We start from the raw sequence: 22,467 nt of genomic DNA on the forward strand, positions 1-22,467 counted from the left end.
TGGAAGCCATGATCCGAGAGTTCGCCACCGGCATCCGCACGCTGCTGCGCGGGTTCGGGCTGTGGCGCACCCGCCCCGGTCTCATGGTCCTGGGACTGATCCCGGCCGTCATCGCCCTCCTCGTGCTCGCCGCAGCCGTCGTCCCCCTGGTCATCGGCATGCCGTCGGTGTCGGCCTGGCTGACCCCGTTCGCCGAGGGATGGATCGAACCCTGGAAGGGGCTCCTGCGCGCCGCGGTGGGATTCGTGGTCGTGGCCGCCGCGCTCGCGCTCGCGAGCGTGGTCTTCAGCGCCCTCACCCTGACGATCGGCGACCCGTTCTACCAGCGCATCTGGCATGCGGTCGAGGTCGACCTCGGCCACGCCCCTCCCGCCGACGGGGGCAGCTTCTGGACCACGCTCGGCGAGGGATTGCGGCTGGTCCTGCTCGGCATCCTGATCGCGATCCTCGTGCTCCTGATCGGACTCGTCCCGGCCGTGGGCGGATTCCTCGGCCCGATCGCCGGTGTCGTGCTCACCGGTCGGCTGCTCGCCCGCGAACTCACGGGGCGCGCCTTCGATGCACGCGACCTCAGCCCGGCCGACCGTGCCGCCCTCTTCTCGGGGAGCCGCGCGCGCGTGCTCGGCTTCGGGGTCGCGACCCAGCTGTGCTTCCTGATTCCCGGTGGAGCGGTCGCGATCATGCCGGCGGCGGTCGCCGGCAGCACGATGCTCGCGCGCGACATGCTCGCGCGCACCGCATCGACGACCGTCACGGCCAGGCCGACGGACTCCGGTCCGCAGGTCTCCCCGCCGGTATCCGCGACGCCGCCTCCGCCGCCCCCCGCATCGCACCAGGCCTCCTGATGCCCGAGGGCGACACCGTCTTCCGCACGGCACGGCGCCTCGACGAGGCCCTGGCCGGTGCCGACGTCACGCGCTTCGACCTCCGCGTCCCCCGCTTCGCGACGCTCGATCTGACCGGCCAGCGCGTGCTGGGGGTGCTCCCCCGTGGCAAGCATCTGCTCATCCGGATCGGCGACAGCACACTGCATTCGCATCTGCGCATGGACGGTGCCTGGTTCGTGTACCGATCCGGAGAGAAGTGGCGACACCCTGCTTTCAAGGTGCGCGCGATCGTCGGCACGGCGCAGCGCGAAGCCGTCGGCGTCGACATCGCCGACATCGAGGTCGTGCCCACCCGTGACGAAGACCAGCTCGTCGGGTATCTGGGTCCGGATCCGCTCGCCGACGACTGGGACGCGATCGAGGCCGTCCGACGGCTCGAGGCTGATACGCGCAGCATCCATGTCGCGCTCCTCGATCAGCGCAACGTCGCAGGGTTCGGCAACGAGTACGCCGCAGAACTCCTGTTCCTGCGCGGAATCCTGCCGACCACGCCGACACCCGACGTCGATGCCGCCGCCCTCATCGAACTCGGAGTCCGCACGATCCGCGCCAACCGCGACCGCCGCAATCGCACCTTCACGGGCATCGATCGCGCGGGTCAGGGCACCTGGGTGTACGGTCGTGCCGGACGCCCGTGTCGGCGCTGCGGCACTCTCATCCGACGTGGCGAGCAAGGTGCCGATCCGACCCGCGAACGCGTCACTTTCTGGTGCCCGTCCTGTCAACGCTGACCACATCCATCCGAGGGAATGAATCCGACGCTGTCGTGGTTGTTGATATATCCGGAGAACTCCGGAGCACGGGAGGAATCGTGGGTAAGAACTACGTCGACATCGAGAACGACCAGGGCGCGACGCTGCGGTACCGCAAGCACGCGAACGGCCGGGGTCTCGTCGCGCATGGCGCGAAGGTGCACCCGAAGGCGCACATCGAGGCGGGTGCCTATATCGAACCGGGAGCGCGCGTCGGCGCCGGGGCGACCATCGCCCGCGGTGCCTGGATCGACGAGGACGCCGTGATCGGCGAGGGCGCATTCGTCGACGCGCACGCGCACGTCGGCCACGGCGCAGCGATCGGCGACCACGCCTACGTGGGCGTCCGCACCGACATCGGCGCCGGAGCGCGCATCGTTCGCGGCGCCAGGATCGGCGACGACGAGACGGTCGCCGCCGGGCTCACCATCGCGACGGATCAGAAGGGCCTGTGGCTCGCGGCCTGACCGCCCGCCGCACCCGACTGCCGAGCTACAGCAGTCGGCGCTCCGACGCCCAGGCGGTGAGTTCATGCCGCGACGACAGCTGCAGCTTCCGCAGCACGGATGACACGTGCGTCTCGACCGTCTTGATCGAGATGAACAGCTCGGACGCGACCTCCTTGTAGGCGTAGCCGCGGGCGATGAGGCGCATCACCTCCTGCTCGCGCGCCGAGAGCCGATCGAGCTCGTCGGTGGCGGTCGCGGTCTCTCCGGCGACGGCACCGAATGCATCCAGCACGAAACCGGCGAGCCGCGGCGAGAACACCGCGTCCCCGTCGGCCACCGCGTGCACCGCCCTGCTCACCTCGATGCCGGACGACCCCTTGGTGATGTACCCCCGCGCGCCGGCGCGGATCACCCGCACGACATCGGCCGCGGCATCCGACACGCTCAACGCGAGGAATCGCGCCGGCGTCGGCACCGAGCCGCGGATCACGGCTTCTCCCCCGGTCGCGTCGTCGCCGGGGCCGCCCGGCAGGTGCACGTCGAGCAGCACCACATCGGGCTGCGTCTCGCCGATCACGGCGATCGCGGACGGCACGTCGGCGGCCTCCCCCACCACGTCCACGCTCGCATCGAGATCGGCGCGCAGGCCGGAGCGGAAGATCGAGTGGTCGTCGACGATCACGACGCGGATGCTGTCAGCCACGGTTCTCCTCCCTGGTGGGCGCGGGTCGCGCGGACGGCCGGTCCTGGTGCGCGCCCGACGTGATGCTCAGATGGACCTCGGTGCCGTTCTCGTCGCTGCGGACGCCGCCAGAGCCGCCGGCGCGGCGCATCCGGCCGATGATCGACTCCCGCACCCCGAGGCGGTCGCTCGGCACGTCGTCGAGGGAGAACCCGGTACCGCGGTCGCGGATGAACACGTCGACGCCTGTCGCGCTGCCCTCGATGTACACCGAGATCTCGCCCCCCGCGTGCCGAGCCGCGTTCAGGATCGCTTCCCTGGCCGCCGCCGCGAGCTCGCCGCTCGCGCGCTCGGCGGAGAGGCCGGCCGAGACCACGTCGATGCGCACCGGGTAGTCGAGCTCGAGCGCCCCCGCATAGTCACGCAGATCCGTCGGCAGGTCGCTGTCGGCCGGGGCGTCGCCGTCGTACAGCCACGCCCGCAGCTCGCGCTCCTGTGCCCTGGCGAGCCGCGCGGCCTCGCTGGAGGCACCGGCCCTGTTCTGGATCAGGGCGAGCGTCTGCAGCACGGAATCGTGCAGATGCGCGGCCATCTGGCTGCGCTGCTCCTCCCGGATGCGGCGCACCCGCTCGCCGGAGAGCTCGCGCCAGCGGGGGATCAGGGTCGACGACACCACGGCCGCGAGCCCCGCCAACGGGAGGAGCACGAGCGCCACCCCCGACCGGGCGACGGGCCAGGAGAGCAGCACGGTGAACAGCAGCGCCAGCAGCAGGATCGAGACGACCCGCACGGTCATCGTATGCCGGGGCCCGCGCGCGGTGTCGGTCCGGTCGATGAGGGTGGCCCACAGCCCGGCGCCGGTCGCGAACGCCGCCGCGCCGCCCACCACGACGGCGGCGAGATCGGGCGGGATCGACCCGCTCAGCCAGTCGCTGCCCCCACGCCAGACCAGGACGACGAGCATTCCGACGGCCGCGGGAGCGAGCAGCAGCCACGCGACCGGTACCCGCCTCGTCGGCGCGCTCTCGCCCTCGGCCCACGGCGTGAAGACCCAGCACCAGGCGTAGAGGAGGATGCCGGCGCCCCCGCACAGGGTGAGCGCGATGAACAGCGTCCGCACCAGCCCCACGCGCACGCCGAGGTGAAGGGCGAGACCTGCGCTCACGCCGGCCACCAGGCAGTCGCGGTCGCGGGTCAACGGCGGGCGCGGCGGGGCAGCGACGCGCGGAGGTCGCGCAGAAGCGTGCGCCGAAGAGGACATGACGCCCATCCAATCATCCGCGTGCCCGCTCCGGGTCCTCCCCGGCGCAGAATCAGGGGTCGCTCAGGGGTTCCCCCCATGGCAGGGAGCCGACCGCTGCCGCCAGGATCGAAGCATGACGATTCCGACTGCGCCGCCGCCCCCCGCCGACCACGCCACTCCGGCCGCCGGCACACCGGGCACCGGCATCCCCCGCGGGGCCGAGCGCTTCCTCCTCTGGGTCGCCGGACTCGGCATCGCCCGGTCCGAGGGCTGGTTGGGCGGTGTCTCGGCGGGCATCGCCGCCCGCCTGCGCATCGATCCCCTGATCGTCCGGGGCGTCCTCGTGGTCGCGGCCCTCTTCGGCCTGCCGGTCATCTTCCTCTACGCGGCGGCCTGGGCACTGCTGCCGGATGTCGACGGACGGGTCCACGTCCGCGATCTGCTCCGTCGCGACTACCAGCCGGTGCAGTGGGGCATCCTCGCGATGGCCGTCATCGGCCTGTTCCCGACCGCGCCGCTCGCCGGCCGTCTCTTCGGACTCGGCTACGACGGATGGTCGGCCCTGTCCCTCATGAGCTGGATCATCGGCCTCGTCCTCGTCGCCGTCCTGCTCGTCCTGATCGTGCGTGCTGCGAGCCGCACCCCGGGTGCTTCCGCGCCGGATCTGCCGATGGCTTCCGCAGATCAGGCGGCCCCGGCCGCGTCCGTCTCCCTCGGTGGTTCGGGTACCGCCGGGGGGACGGACGCCACACTCTCGGACAGCGCAGACGCTGCAGCGGATGCCGACACCGTGGTCGCGGACACCGTGGCCGCGGCGGATGCCGCGGCATCCGACGCGCCGCCCCTCGACCCGGTGGCGACGGCGGCGATGCCGCCGGCACCACCGGTCCCCCTTCCTCCCGGTTCGCAGGACCCTGCCGCCCTCGAGGCCTGGCGCGCCCAGCACGCCGCGTGGAAGGAACAGGACCAGGCGTGGCGACGTCAGCAGCAGGACATCGAGCGCGCTGCCCGCGATCAGCTGCGCCGTGAGCGCCAGGCCGAGGCCGCCGTGTTCGCGGCCGAGGCGGCGGAGCGCCGACGCATCCGTCGGCAGTCGAACCCGCGCGCGGGCTTCGCGTTCGCGGCGACCATCATCGGCCTCGCGACCATCACGGGCGCGGCTGTCGGTCTCGTCGCGGGTGGCGAAGTGGTCGGCACAGCCCTCGGGCTGCTCGCCGCAGCCCTCATCCTGGCGCTCGGCATGGTCGTCGCCGGAGCGTTCCGTCGACGCAGCGGCTTCCTGGCATTCGTCACCGTGCTCACACTCGTCGGCGGGCTCGTCGTCGGCGGGTTCTCCACACTGCAGGGCTTCTCGCTCGGCTGGGCGTCGGTCACCAACTACCGTGCGGAGCACATCCGCCAGCCGTTCGGCGAGCTCAACGTGTCGTTGAATCAGCACGACGACGCGCCCCGACCGATCGTGATCGAGAAGGGTTCCGGCACGACCTTCATCCATGTGGATCCGGGAGTGCAGCTGCAGCTGCGCGCGACCGTCGACACGGCGAACATCACCTGGACCCGCGTCGACGCCGAGTACTACAACATCATCGATTCCGGCACCTGGGCGGGCACGCAGCGCGACGGGGAGTCGGTCGTCGTCGAGAGCATCTCCGCGGAGAACGTCTCGACGACCACCATCCAGCCCGTCACCATCGATCAGGACAGCGGCGAGATCTCCATCACCGTCGTCGAGCCGAAGAAGGAAGACCAGTGATGAGCACTCCCACGGCCACCGAACCGACCACCGCGCCGCGCACCCGCTGGGCGGCCATCATCTGGGGACTGCTGTTCGCGGCCATCGCGGCCCTGGCGCTCGGCCAGCTCGCCGACGCCACCCGTCGTGAGACGATCGCCGACGCGCTGCTGACCACGACGCCGACGACGATCACCGCGATCATCCTGCTCACCGCCGGGGTGCTGCTGCTCGTCGGCGGGGCCGCCGGACTCATCCGCCGTGCACAGCGCAAGCTGGCTGCCGCGTCGGATGACGGACGAGAGGTGCCGGGCCCACTCGCCGAGTAGCCTTGTCCGCATGGCGAATCAGGGAAGACGGCCCGCGAAGGGCGCGAGCAGGGGAACGCCGGTGCGCCGGAACAAGGCCGCCCCTGCCGAGCGGTTCCCGCCGCAGAAGCCCAAGAAGAAGACCGCGAAGGTCGTCTTCGACGCCCCGCAGCCCGAGCCGGAGGCCCCGCGCACCTTCCGTCTGGGCGCGGTGCCCGGTGCGACTCCGGGCAAGTGGATCGATGCGTGGAAGCGGCGGATGCCGGGTGTGCCGCTGGAGCTCGTGCCGGTCGAGGCCGCCACCCAGCGCACCGCGCTCGACGAGGTGGATGCGGCTCTGGTGCGACTGCCGCTCGCGGACGAGTCACTGCACATCATCCCCCTGTACGACGAGGTCCCTGTCATCGTCGCCGCGTCGGACTCGCACCTGATGGCGGCCGAAGAGCTCACCTTCGCGGACCTCGAAGGCGAGGTCGTGATCGGCCTGACCGACGACGTGCTCGGACGGCTCGAGCTTCCCGGCACCCTCCCCGCGGCCTTCGCCGCGCTGCCGACCGATCAGGCGGTCGCGACGGCCGCGACCGGCGTCGGCATCATGATCGTCCCGATGTCCCTCGCCCGCCTGCACCACCGCAAGGATGTCGATCACCGTGTCCTCGTGGACGGACCGGTCTCGACCGTCGCCCTGGTCTGGCCGCGCGATCGGACGACGACCGATGTCGAGACGTTCGTGGGCATCGTCCGCGGCCGCACGGCCAACTCCTCGCGGTGACCGGCGACGTTCGCCGCGCTCGTTAGAATCTCCTGATGGCCTCGCTTCTCTACGTCTGCGTGCGGCCCGAGATCGGGGCGGCGGATGCCGAGCACGCCTCGTTCCGGCGGGCGCTCGGCGTCGACGTGGTCGATCGGCTCGATCTGCTGCAGACGCCCCTGCACATCGACCGCGTGCGGGGATACCGCGGCGTCGTCGTCGGGGGTTCGCCGTTCAACGTCTCCGACACGGTGAAGTCCTCGGAGCAGCTGCGGGTCGAAGCCGACCTCCGCTCGCTGGCCGAGGCGGCGATCGCCTCCGAGATCGCCGTGTTCTTCACCTGCTTCAGCATCGGCGTCGTGACGCGCATGCTCGGCGGCGAGGTCGTGACCGACACCCCGGAGCCCGCGAGCGCCACCGTCATCGACACGACCGAAGCCGGTGCGACCGACCCCGTGTTCGGCCCCAGCGGCTCCGCCCTGACGGTGTTCACGGCCCACAAGGAGAGTGCGGCGAGCACCCCTCCCGGGGCCGTGCTGCTGGCCACGAACGAGATCTGCCCGGTGCAGGCCTACCGCGTGGGCACGCATCTGTACGCGGCGCAGTTCCACCCCGAGCCCACTCCGCGCGACTTCGCCGACCGGATGACGTTCTATCGCACCACCGGCTACTTCGACCCGGACGAGTTCGATGCGGTGCAGCAGCAGGTGCTCGCGGCATCCGTCACCGAGGGCGCAGCGCTCCTCCGCCGGTTCGCGGAGACCTTCGCCTGAGCCGGCGGGACGGCATCCGGCGGTTCTGATCCAGCGGGTCTGCGTCAGCTCGACGCCGAGTCCCGCAGCAGAGCCACCCGCTCGCGCAGGTATGCCTCCAGCGGCATGTAGCCACCCGCGGTGCTCCACCGCACGGACGGCACCCCGCCGACCAGGGCGAGCGGACCGGACGAGCCACCGGCATCCACCGCGTCCACGTCGATCGCACTCCACCCCACGTGCACGACCGCGCCCTCGTCGAAGCCGCCACGCAGTGCCTCGGCCCGTCGCTCCGCCCGCTCCCTCGCCGACTCTGCGGTGTACCCGCGCCGCCCGGGATCCGCCGCGCGCAGCACCTCGGCCGTGGCCAGCGCGTGCGTCTCCGTCAGCAGCAGCACGCCCAGATGCCAGGCCTCGCCCACCCGTACGATCCGGCGACCGCGCCACCGGGAGTTCCGCTCCTCGCCGAGCCCCTCCTTCGCGACGCCGGCGAGATCCTGCACGGCACGTGTCAAGAGCGCGGATGCGGTGGTCACAGCTCCCCCTGCACGGCCTCGCCGGCGCGCGCGGGCCCGACGACCTCGGCGCGATCCCCGCGAAGGGTCATGCCGATCAACGGATACAGGAGCACCGACAGCATCCCGGCGCCGACCAGGGCGGCCGCCGTGCCCGTGTCGAGCATGTCCTGATCCACCCCGATCGCGGTGACCGCGACGATGATCGGCAAGCCGGTCGCAGCGAGCAGGCCCAACGCCGCACGATCGCGGATGCTCGCTCCCGCCGGCGCGGACAGCTGCGCAGCGGACCCGCGGATCACGAGCAGCGCGATCAGGAAGATGGGGACGAGGACCAGCGCCCCCGACGAGGTGAGCAGCGCCTGGAGGTCGAACGTGACACCGGTGTACAGGAAGAAGATCGGCACCAGGAAGCCGAACGCGATCGCCTCGATCTTGCTCTCGACCTGTTCCGCGGACTCCTTCGGCGCACGCGTCATGATGATGCGCCACACCGCTCCCGCCACGAACGCGCCGAGCAGCATGTCGAGGTCGAGCATCACGCTGAGTCCGACCAGGGCCGCGATGAGCAGGATCACGAAGCGCACCCCGAACTGGTCGGAGGTGTGCAGCGTGGCGAGCACGATGCGGTGCAGGCGGCCGTGCGGCACGCGGTGCGCCAGCAGGACCGCGAGGCCGGCCAGCACGACGAACGTCAACAGGATCGCAGTGGCGAGCGGGGTCGTGCGGGTGCTGAGGAAGATCGAGATCGCGATGAGGGGAAGGAACTCGCCGACCGCTCCGACGGCGCTGATCGCCCGACCGAAAGGCGTGTCCAGCTCGCGGGCGTCACGCAGGATCGGCATCAGCGTGCCCAGTGCGGTCGAGCTGAGCGCGATCCCGATCACGACCATCCCCTCGCCGGGGGCGAAGAAGAAGCCCAGCCCGATGCCCAGCACGACGCTGAGGAGCCACCCGAGGGAGGCGCGGGCGAGCGGCTTGCCCGCCACCGTCTTGAAGTCGATCTCGGTGCCGGCGACGAAGAACAGCAGCGCCAGGCCGAAGTCGCTGAGCTTCTCGAGCAGCTCGCCCGGCTCGACCCAGCCGAGCACCGCGGGACCCACCAGGATGCCGAGCACGAGCTCGAACACCACGATCGGCACCCGCACCACCGGGCGCACGCCGCGCGCCAGCAGAGGTGCGGCGACAGCCAGCAGGGGGATCAGCACCAGACCGAGGTCGCTCGCTTCCATGCTCTCAGGGTAGGTGAGACCGCACTTCCGCGGCCGGAGGGAAGCGGGTGATCTTCCGCGATTCGCCCGCTCGGCGCATCCACGGCAGAATCGATGCACACCCTCGAGGAGCTCCCATGTCTCAGCCCGATACCGCCCGCCTGCTCATCGCCTGCGACGATCAGCCCGGCATCGTCGCCGCCGTGGCCGGCGTGCTCGCGCAGCACGGAGCGAACATCATCTCGCTCGACCAGCACTCGACGGACTCCGAGGGCGGACGGTTCTTCCAGCGCACCGTGATCCACCTCGACGGGCTCTCGGCCGCGCGGCCCGCGCTCGAAGCCGACATCGCGGCCGTCGCCGAGCGCTTCGGCATGGAGTGGTCGCTGCACGACGTCGCCCGCCGCAAGCGCGTCGCGATCTTCGTGTCGAAGTACGACCACTGCCTGATGGAGCTGCTGTGGCGCACGCAGCGCGGTCAGCTCGACATCGACATCACGATGGTCGTCTCCAACCACCCCGATCTGGCAGAGGCCGTCCGCTCGTTCGGCGTGCCGTTCGTGCACATCCCCTCCGGCGACAAGACGGCCATGGAGCAGCGGCAGCTCGAACTGCTGCACGGCAACGTCGATCTGGTCGTGCTCGCCCGGTACATGCAGATCCTCACCGACGACTTCATCACCCGCCTCGAAGCCCCGGTGATCAACATCCATCACTCGTTCCTGCCCGCGTTCATCGGTGCGAACCCGTATGCGCGCGCCAAGGACCGCGGCGTCAAGCTGATCGGCGCGACCGCGCACTACGCGACGGCCGACCTCGACGAGGGTCCGATCATCGAGCAGGACGTCACGCGCGTGACCCACTCCGAGTCCGCGGCCGAGCTGCAGAGCCGCGGCGCCGACGTCGAGCGTCTGGTCCTCGCCCGCGCTGTGCAGTGGCACGCCGAGGATCGCGTGATCGTGCACGGCAAGTCCACCGTCATCCTGTAGCGAGCCCGTCCGACTCCCGCCCATCCTTCCGGCTCCTGTCCCCATTCCGAGCTGCGCAGCAGGAGGTGCGACCGGATCACGGCAGAGCGAGCGTCAGGGAGCGGCCGGAACCCCCGCGACCAGCTCGGCGAACACCTCGGCGGCGGTGTCGTACTGCACGAGCGGGGCGGCCTGACCCATCCACAGCGACTGCAGTGCGCCGAGGTTCTGCTCCCCGGCTGCCGTGCGGAAGCGTCCGGTGAGCCAGTTCTGCATCGGGAACGGGGCGATCGTGCCGCTCGCCTCGATCGCCCGCACCGCCCGGTTGCGCGCACCGCGGGCCAGCCGTCCGCTCATCGCGCGCGTGAGCACGGTCTCGTCGGCGGCGGTCGAGCGGATCGCGTCGCGGTGCGCAGCAGTCGCCGCCGACTCCTCGGTCGCGAGGAATGCCGTGCCGACCTGCACGCCTGCGGCCCCCAGCGCGAATGCGGCGGCCACTCCGCGCCGGTCGGCGATCCCCCCTGCCGCGATCACCGGCACGTCGACGGCGTCCACGACCTGCGGAACCAGGGCGAACGTCCCGACGAGCGATTCCTCGGACGGACGCAGGAACGACACCCGATGCCCTGCCGCCTCCGCCCCCGAGGCGACCACGGCGTCCACACCGCCCTCGGCGAGCGCGACAGCCTCCGCCACGGTGGTCGCCGTGCCGACGATCCGGATGCCGCGGCGGTGCGCCTCATCGACCACGGCGGCCGACGGCACGCCGAACACCACGCTGAGCACGGCGGGCTCGATCTCCCAGATCGCGTCGAGCTGCTCCTCGAGCGAGGGGCCGTACCGTTCGGGCCGGGCGGGCACGTCGACACCCACCGCCTCATAGAACGGCTGCAGCGCCTGGGCGAACACGAAATGCTGCGGGTTCGGCTCGACCTCGTCCCCCGTCGGGAGCCAGATGTTCACGGCGTACGGGCGATCGGTCAGGGCACGCAGTTCGGCGCCGGTCGCACGGATGCGGTCGCCGTCATAGCCGTACAGGCCGAACGAGCCGAGCCCGCCCGCATCGCTCACCGCGGCGGTGAGCGTCGGGGAGGAGAGCCCGCCGAACGGGCCGAGGATGATCGGATGCTCGATCCCGAGCAGGGCGCGAAGGTCACTCATGCTTCGACGTTACGCCCGCGGCGGAGGCACCCTCCCCTTTTCGAATCGCGCACATGGTTGCATTCGAGCCGCCGATGCAGCGATCCGCGCGATTCGAAGCCGGGGCGAGGCCCAGACCCCGGTGCTACCCTCGCTGCAGGAGGGAGTGCGCACATGAGCGAGTGGTTCGGGCAGATGCTGAGCTTCGTCGCGACCGCGCTCGGCCTCGTGTCGATGCCGGATGCCGCGGCTCTCGGCCTCGCGATCGCGCTGCTCGCCGTGACCGCGCTCACTCTCGCCATCGTGCTGAGCGTGCGCCCCGGGGCCACGGCCGATGCCCCGCATCCGCTGCGCGCCATCGACGTCGGCACCCTCCTCACGCAGAGCGATCCTGATGCCCCAGGGCACCCGCGCCCTCGGGCGCCGGGAGTCGCGACCGCCGCGTAGTCCGTTCACCCGACGGGATCACGCGGCCTTCGCCGACCCTTCCCGACGCCACGAACGGACACTTCCATGGACCCCTTTGCCTTCCCCCCACTCGCCGCCCTCCTCGATGCCGCCTACGGCGCCCTGACCGGGCTCTCCGACCTCCTCACCCCCCTCGCCGGCGCCTCGGCCGCCGCCCTCGCCGTGGTGCTGGTCACACTGCTCGTGCGAGCGCTGCTGATCCCCGTCGGCATCTCGCAGGCCAAGGCCGAACAGACACGGGCGCGCCTCGCGCCGAAGCTGCGCGAGCTGCAGCGTCGACACAAGAAGAATCCCGAGCGCCTGCAGAAGGAGACGATGGCGCTGTACAAAGCCGAGAACACGTCGCCCTTCGCCGGGATGCTCCCGGTGCTGGCGCAGGCGCCCGTCGTCGGCATCCTGTACACGCTGTTCCTCCGTCCGGAGATCGCCGGACATCCGAACGGGCTGCTCGCGCATGATCTGTTCGGCGCCCCGTTGGGCACGAGCCTGGTGTCGGCGCTCTTCGGCGGTACGGCGACTCCTGCCACGTTCCTGGTGTTCGGGGTGCTGCTCGCCGTGATGATCGCGGTCGCCGAGGTCACCCGTCGGGTGTTCCGTCCGACCCCGGTCGAGGGCGACGACTCTCCGCTGAACTCCCCCACCATGCTGCGCGTCGTCTCGGCGATGCACTACCTGACCGCGGTGTTCGCCGCGTTCGTGCCCCTCGCCGCCGCGCTGTACCTCACGGTCACGGTGGTGTGGACGCTCGTGCAGCGCGTCATCCTGCGCCGACGGTTCCCGCTGCCGTCCCCGGCAGTCAGTCGGGCAGCGGTATCGGCGCGGTGAAGGGGCCGGAGGGGCCGCCGTCGCGGCGGTCCTTCCGCACGCCGAGCGTGGTTCCGACACTGGCCGCGATCACGAGGGCGATGGCCAGCAGACGCAGCGGCGTCGCATCCTGACCGAGGATGAGCCACCCGGCGAGGGTCGCGAACGCGGGCTCCAGGCTCAGGAGCACGCCGAACACCCGCTGCGGCAGGCGGCGCAGCGCCGCGAGCTCGAAGCTGTAGGGGATCACGGACGACAGCACCGCGGTGATCGCAGCGAGCAGCAGCAGCTGCGGATCCATCGCCACCGTCGATGCTGCCGGGATGCCGACGGGGATGAGCAGCACGGCCGCGACGAGGAGTCCCATCGCCAGACCGCTGCTGCCGGGGATGAGGGCGCCGACGCGGGCGCTCATCCGGATGTACATGACCCAGAAGCCGGCCGCGATGAGGATGAACACCACCCCGAGCGGGTCGAGCGGCTCGGCCCCGATCAGCCCGTCGATGCCGAGGACGACCATCCCGAGCAGGGCCACGCCGACCCAGGCGAAGTCCGCGGCCTTCCGGGTGAGCACCGCGGCGAGCACGAGCGGCCCGAGGAACTCGATCGCGACAGCGGGCCCCAGCGGGATGCGATCGATCGCGGCGTAGAAGAAGCCGTTCATCGCGGCCAGCGACACCCCGAACAGCACGGCCGCGAGCCACTGCGGGCGCGTCCATTTCGCCGGCCGCGGTCGCACGATGACGACGAGCAGGATCGCGGCGATCGCGACACGCAGCGAGGTCACCCCCCACGGCCCCAGCACCGGGAACAGCTGCGCCGCGACCGCCGCGCCGAACGGAAGCGAGAGGCAGGAGCCGATGACGAGCGCGACCCCCACGAGGGGACTGGACGCGGCGGGCTTCTGCACCAGACAAGCTTAGGCGGCCCGCATCCCCCGCCCGTCGTGACCCCTCATCCCCGACGAGACCCACCGGGGATGCGCTGCTGCGTGTGGGTGTCGGCGACGAGGATGGGTCTCGAGGACGATTCGGGGCGGCGGCCCGGGCGGCGCCGCGGTCGAGTCAGAGGGCTTTGCCGCCCGTGACCGCGATCACCGACCCGGAGGTGTACGACGACTCCGTCGATGCCAGGTACACGTAGGCCCCGGCGAGCTCCGCCGGCTGGCCGGCGCGCTGCAGCGGCGTGTCGGCGCCGAAGGTGGCCAGGCGCTCGGCGTCCCAGCCGGTCGCGGGGATGAGCGGCGTCCAGATCGGGCCGGGCGCGACGGCGTTAACGCGGATGCCCCGGGGTCCGGCCTCCTCGGCGAGCGCCTTGACGAACGCCACCTGGGCGGCCTTGGTCATGGCGTAGTCGATCAGCCCCGGCGAGGGGTTGTAGGCCTGGATGGACGCCGTCACGATGATGCTGGCCCCGGGCTCGAGGTCGGGGTAGGCCGCGCGGGCGGAGAACAGCAGGCCGGCCAGGTTCGTGTCGAACACCCGACGCATCCGCTCGGTCTCCAGGTTCTCGAAGCCGTCGATGTCGTGCTGGTAGCCCGCGTTCAGCACGAGCACATCGAGACCGCCGAGTTCGCTCCGCGTCTTCGCGACGATGTCCGTCGCGAAGGCCTCGTCGCGAAGGTCGCCGGCGAACCCCACTCCCGTGCGTCCGGTCTCGCGGACCAGGGCGAGCGTGTCCTCCGCGTCATCCTGCTCCTCGGGCATGTGCGCGATCGCGACGTCGGCGCCCTCGCGCGCGAACGCGATCGCCACGGCTCGGCCGATCCCGGAGTCGCCGCCCGTGATGAGCGCACGACGCCCTTCCAGGCGGCCGTGGCCGACGTAGGTCCGCTCGCCGTGGTCCGGTTCCGGGCGGGTGTCCTCGGTCAGCCCCGGCTGATCCTGGTGCTGTGCGGGGAACCCCTCTTCGCGGTGCGCGTGCCGGGGGTCGGTGGTGTCGTCGGTCATGGCCGATCCTCCTCATCTCGTCGGACTCGTCGTCGAGTGACCTCCACACTCCCCGATCGCCTCGTCTTTCCGTCAGGGGGTTGACACGCCGAGTCCGCCATCCGGGCCCACGCCGAGACCCCCACGCGACGACGAGACTCCCACGAGACGACGAGACCCACGGGCGGATGCGTGTCCGCCCGTGGGTCTCGATGATGACGATGTCCCGATGATGACGATGGGGTCTCGCGGAGAACCCCGCGCGTCAGAGCGGAGGGGTGACCGGGACCTCTCCGGCGCCGGGCTCGTCGCCCGCCTCGGCCGGCTCGGGAACGAGGTAGAGGCCGCTCGGAGCGTTCGCCGTGAACGCCAGCGCCTCGATCCAGGCGCGATTGATGGAGGGCTGACGGCTGCCGAAGTATTTGAACACGAGGGAGCTGCCGGGCTGGATCCACACGGTGGTGCGCCCGCCGCCCACGCTCGCGTCTTCACGCCAGCTGAACGGGAAGGGCTCTCCGCGCCGCAGCTTCGCGGTGATGACGAGCTGCAGGTGGGTGAGGGCGCGGTCCTCGATCTCGGTCTTCACGCCGCCTTCGTAGACGAACTTTCCCATTGGTGGTGCTCCTTGGTCGCTGCCTGGCCGAGACGACGGCTTCGCCCCATTCTCGCGCACTCTGCCGGCGGATACCGCCTCGACCGTGCGGCGATGCCCGATGCCGACTCGGCGTGCCGAAGTCAACCCCCTCGGCGGGACATCGGCCGGAGCCTAGCCTCGGAGTCACTCGAACTCGAGAAGGGCAGTGCCATGAACGACCGACACATCGACGACCGTCCCGACGAGGGCTACACGCCGACGACCACGCATGCCCAATGGGGCGCGGGCAACCCCCGACTGCGCATCACGAGGGACGACGAACGCACCGAGTTCGCGTTGGAGGACGACGTGGTGCGGATCGGCTCGGCGGAAGGCAACGAGCTGCGCCTCGCCGACACCGACCCCGTCCACGCCACGATCACGCACGACGACCGTGACGAGTACGTGCTGACGCTGCACGGCGAGGGCGAGACGAACGCGAGCCTCGGAGTGGATGCGACCCACGCCGACGAGAACTCCGAGACTCTGCGCACGGGCGCGCACTTCACGGCAGGCCCGTGGACTCTGGTGTTCGCCCGCGACGAGTTCGCCGACCACGGACGACCGTACGGAGGCCGCGCGGGTGGCGAGTACTCCGATCAGCCGTTGCAGCCCCCGCGGCCGGACTACGACGAGGGGGAAGAGCGATGACCACCACCCGCGACCTCATGACGCCGAGTCCGCGCTGCATCGGGGTGAACGATTCCCTGCGCATCGCCGCCTCCGTCATGGCCGACCTGGATGTCGGTGCCCTGCCGATCTGCGGCGAGGACAGCAAGCTGAAGGGGATGCTCACCGACCGGGACATCGTCGTCGGCGCGATCGCCCTGGGGATGGACCCGGAGACGACGCCGGCGGCCGCGCTCGCGAAGGGCAAGCCCGTCACCGTGGATGCCGACGACGACATCCGCGTCGCCCTCGACCGGATGCAGGAGAACCAGGTGCGACGCCTGCCCGTGATCGCCGATCACCGCCTCGTCGGCATCGTCAGTCAAGCCGACATCGCCCGCTCGCTCTCCGCGGCGACGACCGGCAAGACGGTGGAGAGCATCTCCCGGTGACCGTGGACGACGAGACCCTCGATGCCGATCGATCCCGCGACGCCGATGCGACGACCGGCGCCGATGCACGCCGCCACATCGCACGATTGAGCGAACTCGCCACCGAACGGCACCTGCGGGTCGGAGTGGCGGAGTCCCTCACCTCCGGCTTGCTCGCGAACACGGTCGGCGCCGGCGACGATGCCTCGGAGTGGTTCGCCGGGGGCGTCGTCGCATACCTGACCGATGTGAAGGAGCGCGTGCTCGGCATGATCCCCGGCACCGATCCCTGTTCCGCGGCCTGCGCCGAGCAGCTCGCCGCCGGAGCGCGCCGCCTGTTCGACGCCGACCTCGCCGTGTCGACCACGGGAGTCGGCGGACCCGACCCTCAGGGCGGTCATCCCGCGGGGACCGTCTATCTGGGCTGGGCCACGGCCGACGACGTCGGCCATCGTCGGCTCGCGCTGGTCGGCGGTCCCGAGGAGGTCCTGGTCGCCGCGGTCGAGGCCGCCGTGCGCCTGCTCGCCTTCCATGCCGAGAGCCGACGCACGGTCGGTCCTCGACGGGGACGGGGTGGCGAGGGATAGGGAGGCAGGTGCGTCCCGCCATACGACCCGGGATGCGACCCGGGGATGCAACCCGTCAGTGGCCGGGGACCAGCCCGATCCGCAGCGGCGCGCCAGGAGAGGCCGCCTCCACGAGCGCCGCGTCGATCTCGAACAGTCCGCGCACCGCACCGACCGCATCCGCGAACGGGTAGGCGCGCCCCCGACCGGCGAGGAACGCCACCGCTTCGGCAAGCTCGTCCCCCGTGTAGTTGTGGATGCCGGTGACCGTGACCAGGCGACGCACGATGCTCTCGGCGTCGAAGGGCACGGGATCGGCGGGGAACACGCTGCCGACGAGGACGACGGTCCCGCCCACGGCGACGCCGGCGAGAGCGTCGTTCACCGCATGTCCCGAAGCCTCGATCACGACGTCGGGTTCGCGGTCGAAGCTCGTCGCGCCGAAACGCGCCGCGAGCGCGCGACGGTCGGCGTCGGGGTCGAGCACCTCGACCGTCGCACCGAACTCGGCGGCGATGGCTGCGGCGGACAGCCCGACCAGCCCCGCGCCGTGGATCCGCACGGCGGCCCCGTCGAGGTCGCGATCCTTCGCGGCCCTGGCCACTGCGGCCCAGGCTGTCGCCGTGGCGCACGAGGCGGGGGCGAGCACGGACGCGGGCAGTGCCTCGGGAACGCGCACGATGGCCGTCCCCTCCCGCAGCTGCACGTGACTGGCGAACGCACCGGTGAGATCTCCGTGTGCGCCCACCCGGTCATGGCCGTACTTGCCGAGATCGCGGCACTTCTGCGGCATCCCCTGCAGGCAGCGGTCACAGCTCGCGCACGAGATCGTCACCGACCACACCACCCGGTCGCCGATGCGCAGCGGGGTGCCGTCGACCGTGTGCGCACCGGCGTCACCGGTGGCGATCACCCGGCCGACGCTCTCGTGTCCGAGCACGAGCGGGGTCGGTGCGGCGCGTCGGCCACGCACGGTGTGCACGTCGGAGCCGCAGATGGTCGACATCTCGACGGCCACGAGCACGTCGCCGTCGGCGAGCGCGACCCCCGGCACGGCGATCGTCTCGTGTGCGTGCCCTTCGCCGACCCAGACCATCGCGGTCGCCGCCGGTCGCAGCGCGACGTCTCTCCGGTGTCCGGGGGGACGGATCAGCAGCGTACCCATGTCGAGCTGTCTCAGGAGGTCGCGACGAGCGGAAGCAGCTCGCGCTGGGCGAGCACACCCCGCAGCGCGGTCACATCGCTCAGCACGGCGTCCGCCCCTGCGGCGCTCAGCGCGGGACGATCATGCGCACCGGTGAGCACGCCGGCGACGAAACCGGCTCCGGCACGACGACCGGACTCGACATCGCTGACGGTGTCTCCGGCGACCGCGACCGCCCGGACGGAGGAGGTCCGCGTGCGCAGCAGCGCCGTGAGCACGAGGTCGGGTGCGGGGCGTCCGCGGCCGGCATCGATCGGCGACAGGGCGAGGTCGACGAGGTCGTGCCAGCCGAGTCCGTCGATCAGGGCCTCGCGGGTCACCGGCGCGAAGCCCGTGGTGAGCACGACCTTCAGCCCGGCATCCTTCAACCCCTGGATCGCGTCGGCCGCCCCCGGGATCTCGGAGACCCCGTGCTCCGCGACGATCTCGGCGTAGGCGCCCTCGAAGGCGGCCGTGGCGCGCTCGGCGGCGGCGATGTCACCGCCGGCGAGATGCGTGAAGACGTCGATCTTCGACTGCCCCATGGTCACGCGCACGTGCTCCAGCGCCTCGGCCCACGGCATCCGATCCGCGACACCGGTGCGCTCGGCGGCGCGCTGGAATGCCTGCTCGACGACGCCGTCGTCGAGCACTGTGGTTCCCGCCATGTCGAGGACGACGAGTTCGAGAGGAGTGGTCATGATGTTCCTTCCATTGCTGCCGCCCACCCGAAGGCGGCGGCGAGGTTCTCTTCGGCAAGGCCCAGGCCCGTGGTCATCCCGATGCCGGTCGTCGCGGCGAGCACCAGGACGCCGTCGTCGCCCCGGTCGATCAGGAACTCCTGCTGCCCCTTCGCATACACGCCCTGCCAGCGCTCGATCACTCGGGGCGCCGGTGCATCGAACAGCGCCTCCGCCTCGGTGAGGAACGCGGTGAACGCGGCTTCGGGCTGGAACGGCACCGGGGCGATCGCGGTGGCGTGCGAGTCGCCGATGATGAGCGTGCCGTCGGGGAGCTGCGTGTACATCTGGTTGAGGTCGATCGCGGCGAGGTCGGGACGCTCGGCGTGCAGGCGCTCCCGCAGCGCGGTGGCCTCCGGACGGTCCGCGAACCGGCCGTACCGCACGAGCGACCACCCGGTGAGCAGGGGAGCTGCGAGCGGATGCCGGAACGACACCGCCGCCCGCATCATGTCGAGAGCGCAGCGGACGATCCCGTGGCGTTCGGCGACCTCGGGCAGAAGCTGGTCGATGTCGTGATTCACCGCGACGACGACGCTCCCGCTGCTGATCGAGCCGCGGGTGGTCTCCACCCGCCCCTCCCCCACCCCGGTGACGGCGGTGCGGAAGCGGAACTCGACGCCCAGGCCCGCCAGGTGACGCACGATCGCATCGGCCGCGGTGCGCGGATCGGTCTGCAGGTCGCTCTCGATGTGCGCTCCGCCGACGAGGCCCTCGGCACGCAACGGCGCAAGGCGCAGGAGTTCGGTGGCCTCCAGCATCCGGATCCCGCCGTCGCGGGAAGCGGCTTCCAGCACGGCGATCTCGTCGTCGTGCCGGGCGGCGACCAGCGTTCCCGATTCGCGCAGCCAGAAGCCCGCGTCCTGCGAGAGGCGCAGCCAGAGTTCGCGAGAGACGTCGGCGTAGCGACGGGCCTCTCCGCCCTGGGCGCCGATGCAGAGGTGTCCGAAGTTGCGGATCGTGGCGCCGACCGGCGATTCGGTGCGGTCGACGACGATCACGCGCAGCCCGCGCCGGACCGCAGCGTATGCCGCGCCGAGGCCGACGATCCCTGAGCCGACGACGACCACGTCCGCCGTGTCGTGAGCGCGATTCATCGGAACACCTTCCGCATCCACATGGCGAGCCCTTCGACCACGAGCACGGTGGCGAGGATCATCAGCACGATCGCCGTCACGGTCTCGTAGCGCGACCCCTGGCTGGCGTTGAGCAGGTAGTACCCGACGCCACCGCCACCGACGATGCCGAGGATCGTCGCCGCGCGGATGTTCGTGTCGAGCATGTAGAAGCTGTGGCCGATGAGCGCCTGCATGCCCTGCGGCACGGTGGCCGAGGTGTAGGTCTGCAGACGCGTCGCGCCCACCGCGCGCAGTGCCCGCTCCGGTCCGCGGTCCACCTCTTCGAACGAGTCGGCGATGAGCTTTCCGAGCAGTCCGATGCCGCCGATCGCGAGGGCGATGACGCCGGCCTGCGCACCGAGACCCGTGATGACCACGAGCACGATCGCGAGGATCAGCTCCGGGATGCCGCGGATGCCGACGAGCAGCAGTCGCGCGGTCCCCCGGGCTCCCGAGCTCGGGGCGACGTTGCGCGCCGCGAGCGAGCCCAGCAGCAGCGACGGGAGCAGGGTGAGCACGGTGGCGGCCAGGGCGATGGCGACCGTCTCGCGCATCGCCTGGAACATGGCACTCGCGTCGTAGTTGCCGAACGAGGGCGGCCAGAACTTCGCGGCGACCTCGGGCAGCTTCGCCCAGAAGGTGAGGAGGTCCATCCAGTTGATCTGGCTGACCACGATGCTTGCGACCACCACGAGCACGGCGATGACACCGGCGATGGTGTGACGCACGCGCTGCGCGGTCCAGGGACGGCGCACGGCCGTCTGCGGGTTCGCTGCCCAGGCCGGTCGACCGACGGGTGCCGATGCGGCGTTCGCTCCGAGGCGCGGATGCAGAATCCTGTCGATCCACGAGCGGGTGTGCTTCTGTTCGCCCAGCATCGCGCCGCGGACCATGCTGGAGACGATCTCCATCGCGACGCAGAGGAGGAAGATCACCAGTGCGATGCCGAGGCCCTTGCTGTAGTTGAGCGACTTGAACGCGTACGACATCTCGAGACCGAGGCCGGCGACGCCGACGTAGCCGAGCACCACGCTGCCGCGCAGGTTGATGTCGTTGCGGTGCAGCACGGTGGCCACCCAGCTCGGCAGCACCTGCGGCAGGATGCCGGATGCGAACTCCTGCATCTTCGAGCCGCCGGCGGCGCGGATGGCGAGGCGGGGACCTTCGTCGATCTGCTCGATCGCGTCGGCGAACATCTTCGAGATCATGCCGATCGAGTGGATGCCGATGGCCAGGATGCCGGGAAGCGTGCCGAGCGAGAACATCAGCACGAACGCCATCGCGAGCACGACATCGGGAAGTGCCCGGGTGAGCACGCCGATGAACCGTGCGGCGGCGCGCCATCCGTTCCCCGGAGTGGTGTTGGAGGCGGCGAGGTAGGCGATCGGCACCGACAGCACGGCGGCGAGCAGCGTGCCGACGAGCACGAGTCCCACGGTGAGGGCGATCAGCCAGGCGAGGTCGCCGGGAGCCGGGAAGGTGAGGCCGCCGACGCGGGCCATGAAGTTCTCGGCGTTGCCCCAGCTCTGCACCATCGCCGGGATCGAGATGTCGACGTCGCGGACGGCGAGGATGCCGAGCACCACGAGGGCGACGAGCGTGAGCGATGCCGCGATCCGCTCGGGCGAGATCGGACGCTTCGGCGCCCGTTCCGAGACGCTCGGTCCGCCGCCGCGGGGTGCGGAGCCCCCGCCACGGGTCGCCGCGTCGGTCGAGGAGTCGAGGGCCGTCATGATGCGGCCACCTGCGCAGCAGCCTCCACGAGCTCTTCGGCCACGGCACGGATCTCGGCGGTCGTGGTGGCGACGCGGCCGTAGATCTCCATGACCTCGGCTTTGGTGAGGTCGCCGGTCGGGGTGTCCAGCACCACTTCGCCGTGACGCAGGCCGACGATGCGGTCGGCCCACGAGATCGCGAGGTCGACCTGGTGCAGGCTGCACACGACGGTGAGCCCCTCGTCGGCGGCGATCTCGCGGATCAGCGCCATGACCTGTTCGCTCGACTCGGGGTCGAGCGAGGCGACCGGCTCATCGGCGAGCAGGATCGCGGGCTTCTGCATGAGGGCGCGGGCGATGGCCACCCGCTGCTGCTGTCCACCCGAGAGGGTGTCGCTGCGCTGATAGGCACGGTCGAGCAGCCCGACGCGGTCCAGGTGCTCGAGGGCGGTGAGCTTCGATGCCCGCGAGTAGCCCCAGAGCCCGAGCCGCGGCCCGCGCACACCCGACAGCGAGCCGGTGAGCACGTTCTCGAGCACGGTGAGGGAGGGGACGAGCTCGAATTGCTGGAAGATGAATCCCACGCGGCTGCGGAGGTCGCGCAGCGCCCTCCCCTTCAAGGTCGGCACCTGCGATCCGAGCACCTCCACCGAGCCCGCGGTGGGGATCTCGAGGCCGTCGAGGTGGCGCAGCAGGGTCGACTTCCCCGAGCCGGAGAGGCCGAGGAGCACGACGATCTCGCCGCGGGAGACCTCGAGCGAGGCGTTCTTCAGCGCGGTGGTCGTCCCGAAGGTCTTCGTCACGCCGTCGAGGCGGATGAGGGCGTCGGATGCCGAGGCGGTCATGTCGTAGCTCCTGTGGTGTCGTGAGTGTTGCGGTGG

The 22,467-nt window shown here is 71.1% G+C and carries 26 protein-coding genes; 13 read left to right on the forward strand and 13 right to left on the reverse strand.

Going from position 1 to position 22,467, the window contains the following annotated elements:
• Positions 1–8: 8 nt before the first annotated feature.
• From CQ042_RS17610 to CQ042_RS17620, 3 genes are all read left to right on the forward strand, one after another.
• Positions 9–845 carry an EI24 domain-containing protein gene (locus CQ042_RS17610; protein WP_258132313.1) on the forward strand — a complete coding sequence of 279 codons (837 nt, stop codon included), beginning with the start codon at positions 9–11 and terminating at the stop codon, positions 843–845.
• Positions 845–1,618, forward strand: a complete 774-nt coding sequence (locus tag CQ042_RS17615) for a DNA-formamidopyrimidine glycosylase family protein (RefSeq protein ID WP_105671753.1) — start codon at positions 845–847, stop codon at positions 1,616–1,618. The genes CQ042_RS17610 and CQ042_RS17615 overlap by 1 nt, the downstream gene beginning before the upstream one ends.
• A gap of 80 nt (positions 1,619–1,698) precedes the next feature.
• Positions 1,699–2,106 carry a DapH/DapD/GlmU-related protein gene (locus tag CQ042_RS17620; RefSeq protein WP_017829277.1) on the forward strand — a complete coding sequence of 136 codons (408 nt, stop codon included), beginning with the start codon at positions 1,699–1,701 and terminating at the stop codon, positions 2,104–2,106.
• Positions 2,107–2,131: 25 nt separating this feature from the next.
• On the opposite strand, the gene CQ042_RS17625 is transcribed toward CQ042_RS17620, so the two are convergent.
• Both CQ042_RS17625 and CQ042_RS17630 read right to left on the reverse strand, forming a co-directional pair.
• Positions 2,132–2,791 (reverse strand): response regulator transcription factor, encoded by a 660-nt coding sequence (locus CQ042_RS17625; RefSeq protein ID WP_105671754.1) that lies wholly within the window; start codon positions 2,789–2,791, stop codon positions 2,132–2,134.
• Positions 2,784–4,040 carry a PspC domain-containing protein gene (locus tag CQ042_RS17630; RefSeq protein WP_308736988.1) on the reverse strand — a complete coding sequence of 419 codons (1,257 nt, stop codon included), beginning with the start codon at positions 4,038–4,040 and terminating at the stop codon, positions 2,784–2,786. Before CQ042_RS17630 ends, CQ042_RS17625 begins: the two co-directional genes overlap by 8 nt.
• A gap of 106 nt (positions 4,041–4,146) precedes the next feature.
• On the opposite strand from CQ042_RS17630, the gene CQ042_RS17635 reads away from it, so the two are divergent.
• Genes CQ042_RS17635 through CQ042_RS17650 form a run of 4 tightly spaced genes read left to right on the forward strand, consistent with a single transcriptional unit; the run spans position 4,147 to position 7,577 of the window.
• A complete protein-coding gene (locus CQ042_RS17635; protein WP_181157613.1) occupies positions 4,147–5,766 on the forward strand; it encodes a PspC domain-containing protein in 1,620 nt (539 codons plus the stop codon).
• A complete protein-coding gene (locus CQ042_RS17640; RefSeq protein WP_105671756.1) occupies positions 5,766–6,074 on the forward strand; it encodes a hypothetical protein in 309 nt (102 codons plus the stop codon). Before CQ042_RS17635 ends, CQ042_RS17640 begins: the two co-directional genes overlap by 1 nt.
• A 10-nt stretch (positions 6,075–6,084) precedes the next feature.
• Positions 6,085–6,825: a LysR family transcriptional regulator substrate-binding protein gene (locus CQ042_RS17645; protein WP_258132315.1), complete on the forward strand. Its 741-nt coding sequence runs from the start codon at positions 6,085–6,087 to the stop codon at positions 6,823–6,825.
• Between the two features lie 35 nt (positions 6,826–6,860).
• Entirely contained in the window at positions 6,861–7,577 is a 717-nt protein-coding gene (locus CQ042_RS17650; RefSeq protein WP_105671758.1) for a GMP synthase, read from the forward strand.
• 44 nt (positions 7,578–7,621) lie between these two features.
• On the opposite strand, the gene CQ042_RS17655 is transcribed toward CQ042_RS17650, so the two are convergent.
• Both CQ042_RS17655 and CQ042_RS17660 read right to left on the reverse strand, forming a co-directional pair.
• On the reverse strand, positions 7,622–8,092 hold the full coding sequence (locus tag CQ042_RS17655) for a glutaminase (protein WP_105671759.1): 471 nt from the start codon (positions 8,090–8,092) through the stop codon (positions 7,622–7,624).
• Positions 8,089–9,303 carry a cation:proton antiporter gene (locus tag CQ042_RS17660; protein ID WP_105671760.1) on the reverse strand — a complete coding sequence of 405 codons (1,215 nt, stop codon included), beginning with the start codon at positions 9,301–9,303 and terminating at the stop codon, positions 8,089–8,091. Before CQ042_RS17660 ends, CQ042_RS17655 begins: the two co-directional genes overlap by 4 nt.
• A gap of 116 nt (positions 9,304–9,419) precedes the next feature.
• Here CQ042_RS17660 and purU point away from each other — a divergent pair, with 116 nt between their 5' ends.
• On the forward strand, positions 9,420–10,271 hold the full coding sequence (gene purU, locus CQ042_RS17665) for a formyltetrahydrofolate deformylase (RefSeq protein WP_105671761.1): 852 nt from the start codon (positions 9,420–9,422) through the stop codon (positions 10,269–10,271).
• Between the two features lie 93 nt (positions 10,272–10,364).
• Here the strand turns inward: purU and CQ042_RS17670 are convergent, their stop codons facing one another.
• On the reverse strand, positions 10,365–11,411 hold the full coding sequence (locus CQ042_RS17670) for a nitronate monooxygenase family protein (RefSeq protein ID WP_105671762.1): 1,047 nt from the start codon (positions 11,409–11,411) through the stop codon (positions 10,365–10,367).
• 153 nt (positions 11,412–11,564) lie between these two features.
• Here CQ042_RS17670 and CQ042_RS17675 point away from each other — a divergent pair, with 153 nt between their 5' ends.
• Both CQ042_RS17675 and CQ042_RS17680 read left to right on the forward strand, forming a co-directional pair.
• The gene (locus CQ042_RS17675) at positions 11,565–11,837 is read left to right on the forward strand and encodes a DUF6412 domain-containing protein (RefSeq protein WP_105671763.1); all 273 of its coding nucleotides are present in this window, start codon (positions 11,565–11,567) and stop codon (positions 11,835–11,837) included.
• 66 nt (positions 11,838–11,903) lie between these two features.
• Positions 11,904–12,683: a membrane protein insertase YidC gene (locus CQ042_RS17680; RefSeq protein ID WP_105671764.1), complete on the forward strand. Its 780-nt coding sequence runs from the start codon at positions 11,904–11,906 to the stop codon at positions 12,681–12,683.
• Here CQ042_RS17680 and CQ042_RS17685 read toward each other — a convergent pair.
• The 3 genes from CQ042_RS17685 to CQ042_RS17695 form a co-directional block, all read right to left on the reverse strand.
• A complete protein-coding gene (locus CQ042_RS17685) occupies positions 12,655–13,572 on the reverse strand; it encodes a DMT family transporter (protein WP_105671765.1) in 918 nt (305 codons plus the stop codon). The genes CQ042_RS17680 and CQ042_RS17685 overlap by 29 nt on opposite strands.
• 154 nt (positions 13,573–13,726) lie before the next feature.
• A complete protein-coding gene (locus CQ042_RS17690; protein WP_105671766.1) occupies positions 13,727–14,611 on the reverse strand; it encodes an SDR family oxidoreductase in 885 nt (294 codons plus the stop codon).
• A gap of 244 nt (positions 14,612–14,855) precedes the next feature.
• A complete protein-coding gene (locus CQ042_RS17695) occupies positions 14,856–15,203 on the reverse strand; it encodes a hypothetical protein (protein WP_021201203.1) in 348 nt (115 codons plus the stop codon).
• Between the two features lie 192 nt (positions 15,204–15,395).
• On the opposite strand from CQ042_RS17695, the gene CQ042_RS17700 reads away from it, so the two are divergent.
• The 3 genes from CQ042_RS17700 to CQ042_RS17710 are packed head-to-tail and all read left to right on the forward strand — an operon-like array spanning position 15,396 to position 16,851.
• A complete protein-coding gene (locus CQ042_RS17700; protein WP_105671767.1) occupies positions 15,396–15,875 on the forward strand; it encodes an FHA domain-containing protein in 480 nt (159 codons plus the stop codon).
• A complete protein-coding gene (locus CQ042_RS17705) occupies positions 15,872–16,285 on the forward strand; it encodes a CBS domain-containing protein (protein WP_105671768.1) in 414 nt (137 codons plus the stop codon). The genes CQ042_RS17700 and CQ042_RS17705 overlap by 4 nt, the downstream gene beginning before the upstream one ends.
• The gene (locus CQ042_RS17710) at positions 16,282–16,851 is read left to right on the forward strand and encodes a CinA family protein (RefSeq protein WP_105671769.1); all 570 of its coding nucleotides are present in this window, start codon (positions 16,282–16,284) and stop codon (positions 16,849–16,851) included. The genes CQ042_RS17705 and CQ042_RS17710 overlap by 4 nt, the downstream gene beginning before the upstream one ends.
• A gap of 55 nt (positions 16,852–16,906) precedes the next feature.
• Here the strand turns inward: CQ042_RS17710 and CQ042_RS17715 are convergent, their stop codons facing one another.
• The 5 genes from CQ042_RS17715 to phnC are packed head-to-tail and all read right to left on the reverse strand — an operon-like array spanning position 16,907 to position 22,431.
• Positions 16,907–17,995: an alcohol dehydrogenase catalytic domain-containing protein gene (locus CQ042_RS17715; protein ID WP_105671770.1), complete on the reverse strand. Its 1,089-nt coding sequence runs from the start codon at positions 17,993–17,995 to the stop codon at positions 16,907–16,909.
• A gap of 11 nt (positions 17,996–18,006) precedes the next feature.
• The gene (locus tag CQ042_RS17720; protein WP_105671771.1) at positions 18,007–18,714 is read right to left on the reverse strand and encodes a phosphonatase-like hydrolase; all 708 of its coding nucleotides are present in this window, start codon (positions 18,712–18,714) and stop codon (positions 18,007–18,009) included.
• Positions 18,711–19,850 carry a TIGR03364 family FAD-dependent oxidoreductase gene (locus CQ042_RS17725; RefSeq protein WP_105671772.1) on the reverse strand — a complete coding sequence of 380 codons (1,140 nt, stop codon included), beginning with the start codon at positions 19,848–19,850 and terminating at the stop codon, positions 18,711–18,713. Before CQ042_RS17725 ends, CQ042_RS17720 begins: the two co-directional genes overlap by 4 nt.
• A complete protein-coding gene (phnE, locus tag CQ042_RS17730; protein WP_105671773.1) occupies positions 19,847–21,604 on the reverse strand; it encodes a phosphonate ABC transporter, permease protein PhnE in 1,758 nt (585 codons plus the stop codon). Before phnE ends, CQ042_RS17725 begins: the two co-directional genes overlap by 4 nt.
• Positions 21,601–22,431 carry a phosphonate ABC transporter ATP-binding protein gene (gene phnC, locus CQ042_RS17735; RefSeq protein ID WP_105671774.1) on the reverse strand — a complete coding sequence of 277 codons (831 nt, stop codon included), beginning with the start codon at positions 22,429–22,431 and terminating at the stop codon, positions 21,601–21,603. The genes phnE and phnC overlap by 4 nt, the downstream gene beginning before the upstream one ends.
• Between the last annotated feature and the right edge of the window lie 36 nt (positions 22,432–22,467).

The sequence above is a fragment of the Microbacterium sp. MYb62 genome, from assembly GCF_002979475.1.
Lineage (GTDB): Bacteria > Actinomycetota > Actinomycetes > Actinomycetales > Microbacteriaceae > Microbacterium.